The sequence below is a fragment of the Mesorhizobium sp. M4B.F.Ca.ET.017.02.2.1 genome, assembly GCF_003998955.1.
Taxonomy (GTDB): Bacteria; Pseudomonadota; Alphaproteobacteria; order Rhizobiales; family Rhizobiaceae; genus Mesorhizobium; species Mesorhizobium abyssinicae.
Map to the genome: position 1 here is coordinate 1 of NZ_RZOF01000224.1, position 10,654 is coordinate 10,654.

Below are 10,654 nucleotides of genomic sequence, written 5' to 3' on the forward strand. Positions count from 1 at the left end.
CTTCTATTCGATCTTCGTCGGTCGCGTGGCCACCCCGCCGGGCCGCTTCCTGCTGCCGTCGGCCGCGGCCGGCGTGGTCCTCACCTTTGCCTGGTGCCTGTATGACGGCGTCGCCTGGCAGGCCGGAACCTATCTCATTGCCGGGCTTTATCTCGGCGCCGGCCCGATGGGGCTCGGCTACTACTTCTGGTCGCGGGCGCTGAAGCTCGACCGGGGCGGTAAGGTTGCGGTTGCCGCCTATCTCACGCCGATCGCCTCGACGCTCCTTCTGGCGCTGTCGGGCGAAACGCTGACGATGACGGCCATCGCCGGCGCCGTCCTTGTCATCGGCAGTTGCATTGCGGTGGGCATCGAAGGTCCGGAGGCCGGGAACCATGCTTGACGAGGACGAACGCCGCGCCAGACAGGAAGCGCATTGGCTGGTGAAGGAATTCGGCGCCGAGGCGCCGCTTTACGCCGCGATGAAGGCGGAAAAGGCGATTGAGCAGAAAGATTTCGGTCGTTGTGCCCGTTGGAAGCGTATTCTCGAAATTTTGGCTGATACCGGCCTATCCAAGTCTGCTGCTTCCAAGTATTAGATTTTCTAAATTGCGCGGCTGCCGTCGCCCATGAAAATATCGCCCCGTATTGAGTCTGCAGGGTTTATTGACTCTATGGGTCCGTTGGGGAGCACGGTCAAAATCGATACATCATCAAAAGTCTACAACTAGAGCTGGTGACTTGATCATCGGCAGAGGGAAAAAAATTGCACAATATCGATGACAAGACCGCGATTGAACTAACCGCCGACATTGTTTCGGCCTATGTCGGCAACAATCCGCTTCCGGCTTCCGGTCTGCCGGATCTGATCGCCAGCGTCAGCGCCTCGGTGCGCAAGCTGAGCTCGGTTGCCGCCGCCAAGGAGGCGCCGGTGCTCAACCCGGCCGTCAATCCGAAGCGCTCGGTGTTTCCGGACCACATCGTCTGCCTCGAGGACGGCAAGAAGTTCAAGTCGCTGAAGCGTCACCTCGCCACCGACCATGGCCTGACGCCGGACGAATACCGCGCCAAATGGGGGCTTGCGCCCGACTATCCGATGGTGGCGCCCAGCTATTCGGCGACCCGCTCGGCGCTGGCCAAATCTTCCGGCCTCGGCCGCAAGCCGGCGGCTCAGCCGGCCAAGGTGGCGAAGCGCAAGAAGGTCTGATTTTCTGGCCTCGCCCGGCGCCATCCCGGCATCATCGGGATGGACCGGGCCTGTGCGCACTCAGTTTTTGGGCTCGGGCGCTTTCTGGGCGCGTGTCAGCTTGGGATCCTGCGCGTCGGCCAGGGTTTCAGCTTCGACCGCCGTCATTTCGAGAAAATAGACGAGCATGTGGTAGCGCGTGCGCGAAAGCATCTTTGCCAATTTGCGCGTCATGTCGGCGACAAATCTGAGTGCGCGCAGATCCTTCGCTGCCTCGTCCATCCTGGCTCCTGACCAATACAATTATCGTTGGCGCCCACGGCGACTCATGGCGCGATCCCAAGATCACAGCATCGGTGCGAAAATGAAATCGAATTTTCGCAAAGCATCCCGCGTGCGGCAAGAGATTTTTCTGCGCCACACGCATCTGAAGCGCACGCCATGCGCTAATATATGTTGGAACGGAACTTCAAGTTGTCTGATTTATCAACTTAATGCTCGAAAAGCGCCAGTGTACCGATAACATTCGTGTTCGAACGAATGTCGATGCGCGATATGGCATGTCGTGAAGTTGCAGGCGCCGCTACGTCAAAGGGAGATTGCAGCGCTCACTGACCTGCCAGGTCAACGGCCCCCAGCAGCGGCGCGGCATCCGTGTTGTCAGCAAACAGCACCACCTGCGTCGCCAGGGCGGCCGTGGTGGCGACCTGGAAGAAGATGACGGCGAGGGCGAAATAGCGGATCATCGGCCCCAAACGCTCCGGCCGCCATCTGGTTCCAGCCGGCGAGCATTTCGCGACCAGCCGGCCATCCCATCGCCGGTGACCTTCGTCCGTCCCAAAGCCCCTGGCTCTTGCGAAGCGCTCATGTCCCGTGCAAAAGCGCGGCCATGCTTATCATCAACGACCTCTCGCTGCGCATGGCGGGGCGCCTGCTTCTCGATCATGCCTCGCTGACCTTGCCGGCCGGCACCAAGGCCGGTCTCGTCGGCCGCAACGGCACCGGCAAGACCACCTTGTTCAAGGCGATCACCGGCGATTTCCCCGCCGAGACCGGCTCGATCAGCCTGCCCAAAAACACCCGCATCGGCCAGGTGGCGCAGGAAGCGCCGGGCACCGAGGAGCCGCTGATCGACATCGTGCTCAAGGCCGATGCCGAGCGCCAGGCTCTGCTCGAAGAGGAAAGGACGGCCACGGATCCGCACCGCATCGCCGAGATCCACACGCGGCTTGCCGACATCGACGCGCATTCGGCGGAGTCCCGAGCCGCCACCATCCTGGCCGGCCTCGGCTTCGACGGCGCCGCGCAGAAGCGTCCGGCCTCGTCGTTCTCCGGCGGCTGGCGCATGCGCGTCGCGCTGGCGGCCGTGCTCTTCTCCGAGCCAGACCTTCTTTTGCTCGACGAGCCGACCAACTATCTCGACCTCGAAGGCACGCTGTGGCTGGAGAACTACGTCTCCAAATATCCGCACACCGTGCTTTTGATCTCGCACGACCGCGACCTGCTCAACCGCGCCGTCAACTCGATCGTCCATCTCGACCAGAAGAAGCTGACTTTCTGGCGCGGCGGTTATGACCAGTTCGAGCGCCAGCTCACCGAGCAGCGGGAACTGCAGGAGAAGAGCCGCGTCAAGCAGGAAGCGGCACGCAAGCACATGGAGTCTTTCGTCGAGCGTTTTCGCGCCAAGGCCTCCAAGGCGAGGCAGGCGCAATCGCGCCTGAAGGCGCTGGAGAAGATGAAGCCGATCGCGGCCATCGTGAACGACACGGTACGGCCGTTTTCCTTCCCCGAGCCGGTGAAGACGGTGGCCTCGCCGATCGTTGCGCTCAACGGCGTCAATGTCGGCTACACCGAGGGCTCGCCGATCCTGAAGAAGATGACGCTGCGCATCGATGCCGACGACCGCATCGCGCTGCTCGGCGCCAACGGCAACGGCAAGTCGACCTTCGCCAAGATGCTCGCCGGCCGCCTCAAGGCCGAGACCGGCACCATGACGGTGGCGCCGGGCCTGAAAGTAGCGATCTTCGCCCAGCATCAGCTCGACGATCTGCGCCCCGAGGAAAACGCCTATGAGCATGTACGCCGGTTGATGCCGGAGGCGCCGGAATCGAAGGTGCGTGCCCGCGTCGCCCAGTTCGGTCTAACGACTGAGAAAATGAACACGGCGGCCAGGGATCTCTCCGGTGGCGAGAAGGCGCGCCTCTTGATGGGCCTGTCGGCCTTCGACGGACCGAACCTGTTCATCCTCGACGAGCCGACCAACCACCTCGATATCGACAGCCGTGAATCGCTGATCCATGCGCTGAACGATTTCCCCGGTGCGGTGATCCTGATCTCGCACGACCGTCACCTGCTCGAGGCGACGGCCGATCGCCTGTGGCTGGTCAAGGACGGCGCGGTCAATCCGTATGACGGCGACCTCGAGGATTACAAGACGCTGGTCACCGGCGTTTCCTCCAATCGCCGCGAACAGAAGGAAGCCGACAAGGCCTCCAAGGCCGACCGTCGCCGCGAGGCGGCCCAGCGCCGTGCCGCGCTCGAACCGCTGGCGAAAGAAATCCGCGCCACCGAGGCACTGATGGACCGCATCCGCAAGCGCATCGACCTGATCGAGGACGAGCTCGCCAATCCGGCGATCTACGAGAAGGACCCCTCGACCGCGACACGCCTCGCCAAGGAACGCTCGCAACTCGCTCAGACGCTGGCGCAGAACGAGGACAAGTGGCTGTCCATGTCGGCGGAGTATGAGGAAGGGATCGCGGAGTAGGGATGAAAGCCTAATCTCCCCCCACAAGGGGGAGATTGGCAGCTTCTACCCCGCCAGCCTCACTTCGACCGCTTGCGCCCGCGCCAGGCAGCGCTCCTGGTCGCGCGGGCGGCCGAGTTCGGCGTAGCGCGCGGCCGCTTCGCGCAACAGCGCGGAGGCCTGGTCGCTTTCGCCGCGCGCCTGGCGGTGCACGCCGCGCGCTTCCCAGACAGCGGCGACCCACGGTCCGCCCTGCCACATGCCGGCCAGCCGCTCGGCCTCATCGATGCGCCGGCTCGCCTGGTCGAGTTCCCCGGCTTTGGCCAGCGCGATCGAGGACGCGACGCGAAAGCCCATCGAGCAGGGCTGGCAGGTGCATTTTTCGGCCAGCCTGCGGTCGCCCTGCCGGATCGCCTCCATCGCCTGCGATTGCGTCGCCGCCGCCTCGACCGCCAGCGCCTGGAAACGGATCAGCAGATGCGGGGCGAGCCATGTCGATTCGGCAAGGCGCAAGCCCTTCTGCAGGAGCCGGCCGGCGCGCCATTTCTGGCCGCGCGCCAGCGCGATTTCGCCGAGCCGATGCAGCGCCAGCGCCTCGCCGAAAGGGGCGCGCGCTGCAGCGCTGAGCTGGGCTGCGCTGGTCAACAGCTCCTCCGCCGCTGTGAGCCGTCCCGAGAACAGCTCCGCCTCGCCGAGGATCAGCGAGGCAAGCACGCGGCCGGGAACCGATCCGGCAGCCTCGGCGATGCCCAAAAGCTCGCGCGCCGCCTTGGCCATGTGTTCATGGCCGCCGGCCCGGTAGAGGCAGAATTCCGCCAGGCACAGATGCCCGTCGAAGACGTTGGAGGCAACGCTTGGCGCGCCACGAACCCAGTCGACGAATTCGGACTGGAAAAGCTCCTGCCATTGCCCCTGCATGTGCGCGGCGAGCCCGATCAGCGCGCTGGCCTCGCCGACCTCGCGCCCGAGCTCGGCGGCGATCGCCAGTGTGCGCGCCTCGGCGCCCTTCTGCCCGGCATCGCCGAAGTCGCCGCTGTTGAGCTGGATGATGCCCCAGGCCAAAAGCCCGCGCACCCGTTCGGCGATCCCGGTCGGCTGCGCGCCGCCGAGCGCCAGCGCCTTCTCGTAGATGGCGACCGTCGCCGCTTGCGGGCCGACGCCGAGATCGACGCGCAGGCTTTCGCGCAGCCGCTCGAATTGCCGCACGACCTCGCCTCGATTGCCGGCGTCGAGTGCCGCCTGCATCAGGGCCCGCGCGGCGCGCTCGTCGGCGGGATCGACCGCCAGCAAGCGCTCCCAGAGACCGGCCGCCTCCAGCACGCGCACATAGAGCTCGCGCAGCCGTTGGCGCGGCTCTTCCGCCCATTCAGCGTAGCGGTCGTCCGGCAGCAGGTCGCCGGCGTAGCGCCGGGCCGCCCGTTCCGTGGCCCCGCGATCGTTTGCCTGCAGCGCCGCCGTCGCCTCGGCCTCGAACAAAGCAGCATCGACGGCGAGCTCAGCGCCCGGCGCCAGCGCCACGACTTCGCCGTCGAGCGCGATGATGTCATGCGCGCCGAGCGCGCGCCGGGTGAAGTGGACTGCCTTGCGCAGATTGGCGGCGGCGGCCTCCGGTTCGAGGTCGGGCCATAGTGCGTCCATTACCTGCTCGCGGTGCAGCCGATGGCGCCGGGCAAGCGCCAGCAATTTGACCAGCGTCACGCTGCTCGTGCGCCGCCACGCCGCCGCGGACGCCGCGCGTCCATCGATGGACACGCGGAATTGGCCAAGCAAATCCACCTCTACGCGCATTTTCGTCTCCCAAGTCCCCAGCCAACCATAGTCCGGCATCGATGCCGATTGGAAGGGCCGGCACAGGCAAGGCGCATTCCGGGAACGGTGGAGGAACGCCGGCCGGTCAGTATGGCCGCGTCAACCCATTCATAGAGGAGAACTCACCATGTCCATCCGCATCAACGACACCGCCCCGGACTTCGAAGCCGAGACGACGCAAGGCCAGATCAGCTTCCATTCCTGGCTCGGCGAGTCCTGGGGCGTCCTTTTCTCCCACCCCAAGGATTTCACGCCGATCTGCACCACGGAACTCGGTTACATGGCCAAGCTCAAGCCTGAATTCGACAAGCGCAACGTCAAGATCATCGGACTCAGCGTCGATCCCGTCGACCGGCATCAGAGCTGGGCCATGGACATCGAGGAGACGCAAGGCCATGCGCCGAACTACCCCATGATCGGCGACCCGACACTTGCGATCTCCAAGCTCTACGACATGCTGCCGGCGACTGTCGGCGACTCCTCGGAGGGCCGCACCGCGGCCGACAACCAGACTGTGCGCAACGTCTATGTCATCGGGCCGGACAAGAAGGTCAAGCTGCTGATCTCCTATCCGATGACCACCGGCCGGAACTTCGACGAGATCCTTCGCGTCATCGATTCCCTGCAGCTCACCGCGAAACACCGGGTCGCGACGCCGGTCAACTGGCGCCAGGGCGAGGACGTCGTCATCGCCGGCTCGGTGTCGAACGACGAGGCGGCCAAGATCTACCCGAACGGATGGAAGGCGCCCAAGCCCTACATCCGCATCGTCCCGCAGCCGCACGCCTGAGCCGCGGCCGCGTGAGCCGCGGCCGGGGAGCGGCGAGACCCTTTCCGGCCGCGCGCCCAAAGAACCATCGCAGGAGCAGACCGCCATGACCGTGCATTACGTGAAGCCCGCCATCGCCGTCTTCGACGCCACGCCGGAGCGGCTGTTCCAATACATGAGCGCCGGCAACCACCGGCATCTGGCCTTCAAGAGCCACCGGCTCGCCGGTGTGGCCGGCAATGTCGTCACCCTGGACGCCGAGGTCTATAATCCCGACGGAACCACCTTCGCCATGCAGGTCGAGCATACGCTCGATCCGCCGCGCGGCATCGAGACCAGGCTGACCGGCGGCGCCTTCGACGGCGCGCGATTCACCCACAGCTACACGCCGATGGGCGGCAGGACCAAGGTGGATCTGGAGGGCGATTTCCCGGCGCTGCCCGGCATGAGCGATGCCGACACGCTGAAGATGATCGACGGCTTCTTCGGCGTGATCTTCGCCGAGGACACCGCCACGTTGAGGCACTGGTCCTAGGGAATTTGACTACGACGCGCGTCATTCCAAGCAACAAATGAGAGGGTAACATGAACACTTCCAGCAAGCCGCGCGTCCTCGTCCTTGGGGCGGGCTTTGGCGGCCTCGAGCTCACCAGCCTGCTGTCCGAGACCTTCGGCGCCGGCATCGACGTCACCTTGATCGACAAGAGCGACGGCTTCGTCTTCGGCTTTTCCAAGCTCGACGTCATGTTCGGCCACAAGACGGCGGATCAGGTGCGCCTGCCTTACTCGAACTATGCCAAGCCCGGCGTGCGCCTGCTCAGGCAGACGGTCACCGCGATCGATCCGGAGCGGCGGCGCGTCACCACCGATGCCGGCGTCCACGAATCCGATTTCCTCGTCGTGGCGCTCGGTGCCGACTATGATTTCGACGCCACGCCGGGGCTCGCCGGCGCCAACGAATTCTACACCGTCGCCGGCGCCGAACGGCTGCGCGACGTGCTGCCCACCTTCACCAGGGGAGGGCGCTGGTCGGGGTTTGCGGCGCGCCCTACAAATGCCCGCCGGCGCCCAGCGAATGCGCGCTGATGCTGCACGACTACCTGGTCAAGCGCGGCGTGCGCGAAGCCTGCGAGATCAACTTCGTGCTGCCGCTGCCGAGCCCGGTGCCGCCGTCGCCGGAGACCTCGCGCGCCCTGGTCTCCGCTTTCGTCGAGCGCAACATCGGCTTCATTCCAGGCCGCCGCGTCGCGTCGATCGACAATGCGCGCAAGGTCGCGATCCTCGACGACGGGGTGGAGATGCAGTTCGACCTGTTCCTCGGCGTGCCCAAGCATCGCGTGCCCGACGTGGTCATTGCCAGCGGCATGACCGAGAATGGCTGGATCACGGTCAACCCGAGGACGCTGGAGACCAATTACGCCGGCGTCTACGCCGTGGGCGACGGCGCCAACACCGGCACGCCGAAAGCCGGCGTCTTCGCCGAAGGCGCCGCGCGCGCCGTCGCCAGCAATCTGATCGTGAAGCTCTCCAACAGCGGCACGGCGAAGCAATATGATGGTTTCGGCACCTGCTATATCGAATTCGGCGGCGGCCGCATCGGCAAGGTCGAGGTGGATTTCTTCTCCGGTCCGAAGCCGACCGGCACCTACCACGAAGCCTCGCTAGCGCTCAGAGCCGACAAGGAGCATTTCGGCTCCAGCCGCCGCGCGCGCTGGTTCGGGATGTGAGGGGGCGTTGCGCCAATCCCCGACGTTGGCGATTGGCGAACCGGCGGCGACGGCCAATCTCCCCCCAAGTGGGGGAGATGCCCGGTAGGGCAGAGGGGGGCGCTGTCCCGCCGGCCTCTCAGCGATACCCTGGCCAAACGCCGGGTATTTGGCCAGAGCGGAACATCCCAAAGTTGGCGTTTCCTTCGCGCCCCCCTCTGTCCTGCCGGACATCTCCCCCACAAGTGGGGAGATTGGCTGTTTCAATGCCGCGCAAAAAAACCTACTCCCGCAACCTCACTGCGCAGCACATCTTGGCAGAACAGTGCCAACTCGCGCCCGATCTGGACCTACACGCCGAGCCTGAATCCCGCTAGACAACCCGCATGAACCAGCACGCCAAGCTCAGGATCGGCCATTCGGCCTGTCCGCACGACTGTCCGTCCACCTGCGCGCTCGAGGTCGAGCTGCTCGATAGTAACCGCATCGGCCGCGTCTATGGCGCCAAGGCCAACAGCTACACGGCGGGCGTCATCTGCGCCAAGGTCGCCCGCTATGCCGACCGCGTCCACCACCCCGACCGCCTGCTGAAGCCACTGGTCAGGGCGGGCGCCAAGGGCGACGGCATCTGGAAGGAGTCCAGCTGGGAAGCGGCCCTCGACCTCGTTGCCGAGAAGTTCATCAAGGCCGAGGAGACGTACGGCTCGGAAACGGTCTGGCCCTACTACTATGCCGGCACGATGGGGCTGGTGCAGCGCGACGGCATCCACCGGCTGCGCCACGCGAAGAAGTACTCCGGCTTCTTCGGCTCGATCTGCACCAACCTCGCCTGGACCGGCTGGATGGTTGGAGCGGGCGCGCTACGCGGTCCCGATCCGCGCGAGATGGCCAAGTCCGACTGCGTCGTGATCTGGGGCACCAATGCCGTGGTGACGCAGGTCAACGTCATGACCCACGCGATCAAGGCGCGCAAGGAACGCGGAGCGAAGATCGTCGTCATCGACGTCTATGAGAACGCGACGATGAAACAGGCCGATCTCGGCCTGGTGCTCAAGCCCGGCACCGATGGCGCGCTGGCCTGCGCGGTCATGCATGTGCTGTTCCGGGACGGCTTCGCCGACCAAGCCTATCTCGACAAATACACCGACGATCCGCGCGGGCTGGAGGAGCACCTCCGCACCCGCACGCCGGACTGGGCGGCCGCGATCACCGGATTGAGCGCTGCCGAGATCGAGACCTTCGCGCATCTCGTCGGCACGACGAAGAAGACCTATTTCCGTCTCGGCTACGGCTTCTCGCGCCAGCGCAACGGCTCGGTCAACATGCACGCGGCGGCCTCGATCGCCGCCGTCACCGGCGCCTGGCAATATGAGGGCGGCGGCGCCTTCCATTCCAATTCAGGCATCTTCAAGCTGAACCAGGATCTTCTCGAAGGCACCGCGCTGCGCGACCCGAACGTGCGCCATCTCGACCATTCGCGCATCGGCCCGGTGCTGACAGGGGCCGCGGACGCGCTCTATGGCGGTCCGCTGGTGACGGCGCTGCTCATCCAGAACACCAATCCGGTAAATGTCGCGCCCGAGCAGCGGCTGGTGAAGCAGGGCTTTTTGCGCGACGACCTGTTCACCTGCGTGCACGAGCAGTTCATGACCGACACCGCCAGGCTCGCCGATGTCGTCCTGCCGGCGACGATGTTCCTCGAGCATGACGACATCTACAAGGGCGGCGGCAACCAGCACATCACGCTCGGCCCGAAGCTGATCGATCCGCCGGAAGGGCCGCGCACCAACCATTTTGTCATCGAGGAACTGGCGAAGCGGCTCGGCGTCTCCGACAGGCCGGGCTTCGGCCTGACCGAGAAGGAGCATATCGACATCATCCTCGGCAAGCGCGGGCTGGGCAGCTTCGACAGCCTGGGCGAACAGAAGTGGATCGACATGCAGCCGGATTTCGAGGCGGCGCATTTCATCGACGGCTTTGGCCATCCGGACGGAAAGTTCCGCTTCCGTCCCGACTGGTCCGGGCAGGCGGCGCCCAACCGGCCGCCGAGGAGCATGGGGCTGTTCGGACCGGTGGAACAGCTGCCGGAATTCCCCGACCATGTCGAGCTGATCGAGGTGGCGGACGCGGCCCATCCATTCCGGCTGACCACTTCGCCGGCGCGCAATTTCCTCAACTCGACCTTCGCCGAGACGCCCGTGTCGAAGGAAAAGGAGGGCAGGCCGGTGCTGCTGCTGCATCCCGACGATGCCGCCGAACTCGGGCTTGCCGATGGCAGCCGCGTCGAGGTCGGCAACCAGCGCGGCGAGCTGGTGCTGCACGCCAAGTTCTTCGACGGCATCAGGCGCGGCGTGGTGATCGCCGAGGGCATCTGGCCGAACAGCGCGCATGAACGCGGCGAGGGCATCAACGTGCTGACCGGCGCCGACGCGCCGGCGCCCTATGGCGGTGCCGCGCTG

Annotated in this window: 12 protein-coding genes; 9 read left to right on the forward strand and 3 right to left on the reverse strand. The window is 65.4% G+C overall.

From position 1 onward, the window contains the following. From EN738_RS22965 to EN738_RS22975, 3 genes are all read left to right on the forward strand, one after another. A partial coding sequence (locus tag EN738_RS22965; protein ID WP_145966906.1) for an EamA family transporter occupies positions 1 to 382 on the forward strand: 382 nt, incomplete at its 5' end. Continuing rightward, entirely contained in the window at positions 375 to 578 is a 204-nt protein-coding gene (locus EN738_RS22970) for a hypothetical protein (RefSeq protein WP_127285720.1), read from the forward strand. The genes EN738_RS22965 and EN738_RS22970, both read left to right, overlap by 8 nt. Before the next feature lie 167 nt (positions 579 to 745). Beyond that, positions 746 to 1,186, forward strand: a complete 441-nt coding sequence (locus EN738_RS22975; RefSeq protein WP_127285721.1) for a MucR family transcriptional regulator — start codon at positions 746 to 748, stop codon at positions 1,184 to 1,186. A gap of 60 nt (positions 1,187 to 1,246) precedes the next feature. Here the strand turns inward: EN738_RS22975 and EN738_RS22980 are convergent, their stop codons facing one another. Both EN738_RS22980 and EN738_RS35620 read right to left on the reverse strand, forming a co-directional pair. Then, entirely contained in the window at positions 1,247 to 1,447 is a 201-nt protein-coding gene (locus EN738_RS22980; protein ID WP_127285722.1) for a hypothetical protein, read from the reverse strand. A gap of 326 nt (positions 1,448 to 1,773) precedes the next feature. Continuing rightward, on the reverse strand, positions 1,774 to 1,911 hold the full coding sequence (locus EN738_RS35620; RefSeq protein ID WP_187331182.1) for a hypothetical protein: 138 nt from the start codon (positions 1,909 to 1,911) through the stop codon (positions 1,774 to 1,776). Positions 1,912 to 2,054: 143 nt separating this feature from the next. Between EN738_RS35620 and EN738_RS22985 the strand changes: the two genes are divergently transcribed. After that, entirely contained in the window at positions 2,055 to 3,932 is a 1,878-nt protein-coding gene (locus EN738_RS22985) for an ABC-F family ATP-binding cassette domain-containing protein (RefSeq protein WP_127285723.1), read from the forward strand. Between the two features lie 45 nt (positions 3,933 to 3,977). Here EN738_RS22985 and EN738_RS22990 read toward each other — a convergent pair whose 3' ends face one another. After that, positions 3,978 to 5,699, reverse strand: a complete 1,722-nt coding sequence (locus EN738_RS22990; RefSeq protein WP_127285724.1) for a BTAD domain-containing putative transcriptional regulator — start codon at positions 5,697 to 5,699, stop codon at positions 3,978 to 3,980. 148 nt (positions 5,700 to 5,847) lie between these two features. Between EN738_RS22990 and EN738_RS22995 the strand changes: the two genes are divergently transcribed. From EN738_RS22995 to EN738_RS23010, 5 genes are all read left to right on the forward strand, one after another. Continuing rightward, on the forward strand, positions 5,848 to 6,510 hold the full coding sequence (locus tag EN738_RS22995; protein WP_127285725.1) for a peroxiredoxin: 663 nt from the start codon (positions 5,848 to 5,850) through the stop codon (positions 6,508 to 6,510). 85 nt (positions 6,511 to 6,595) lie between these two features. Continuing rightward, positions 6,596 to 7,024, forward strand: a complete 429-nt coding sequence (locus EN738_RS23000; protein WP_127285726.1) for a hypothetical protein — start codon at positions 6,596 to 6,598, stop codon at positions 7,022 to 7,024. Between the two features lie 50 nt (positions 7,025 to 7,074). Next, complete coding sequence (locus EN738_RS36795; protein ID WP_281034319.1) at positions 7,075 to 7,575, forward strand: FAD-dependent oxidoreductase; 501 nt, start codon at positions 7,075 to 7,077, stop codon at positions 7,573 to 7,575. Further along, positions 7,575 to 8,216 (forward strand): hypothetical protein, encoded by a 642-nt coding sequence (locus tag EN738_RS36800; RefSeq protein WP_281034320.1) that lies wholly within the window; start codon positions 7,575 to 7,577, stop codon positions 8,214 to 8,216. Before EN738_RS36795 ends, EN738_RS36800 begins: the two co-directional genes overlap by 1 nt. 365 nt (positions 8,217 to 8,581) lie before the next feature. Continuing rightward, the coding region (locus EN738_RS23010) for a molybdopterin oxidoreductase family protein (protein ID WP_145966907.1) at positions 8,582 to 10,654 on the forward strand (2,073 nt) is incomplete at its 3' end.

Excerpts from the sequence above, each read along its gene's own strand:
- EN738_RS35620 (WP_187331182.1), bottom strand. The coding sequence starts at position 1,911 with ATGATCCGCTATTTCGCCCTCGCCGTCATCTTCTTCCAGGTCGCCACC.
- EN738_RS22970 (WP_127285720.1), top strand. The coding sequence starts at position 375 with ATGCTTGACGAGGACGAACGCCGCGCCAGACAGGAAGCGCATTGGCTG.
- EN738_RS23000 (WP_127285726.1), top strand. The coding sequence starts at position 6,596 with ATGACCGTGCATTACGTGAAGCCCGCCATCGCCGTCTTCGACGCCACG.
- EN738_RS36795 (WP_281034319.1), top strand. The coding sequence starts at position 7,075 with ATGAACACTTCCAGCAAGCCGCGCGTCCTCGTCCTTGGGGCGGGCTTT.
- EN738_RS22995 (WP_127285725.1), top strand. The coding sequence starts at position 5,848 with ATGTCCATCCGCATCAACGACACCGCCCCGGACTTCGAAGCCGAGACG.
- EN738_RS22980 (WP_127285722.1), bottom strand. The coding sequence starts at position 1,447 with ATGGACGAGGCAGCGAAGGATCTGCGCGCACTCAGATTTGTCGCCGAC.
- EN738_RS36800 (WP_281034320.1), top strand. The coding sequence starts at position 7,575 with ATGCTGCACGACTACCTGGTCAAGCGCGGCGTGCGCGAAGCCTGCGAG.
- EN738_RS22990 (WP_127285724.1), bottom strand. The coding sequence starts at position 5,699 with ATGCGCGTAGAGGTGGATTTGCTTGGCCAATTCCGCGTGTCCATCGAT.
- EN738_RS22985 (WP_127285723.1), top strand. The coding sequence starts at position 2,055 with ATGCTTATCATCAACGACCTCTCGCTGCGCATGGCGGGGCGCCTGCTT.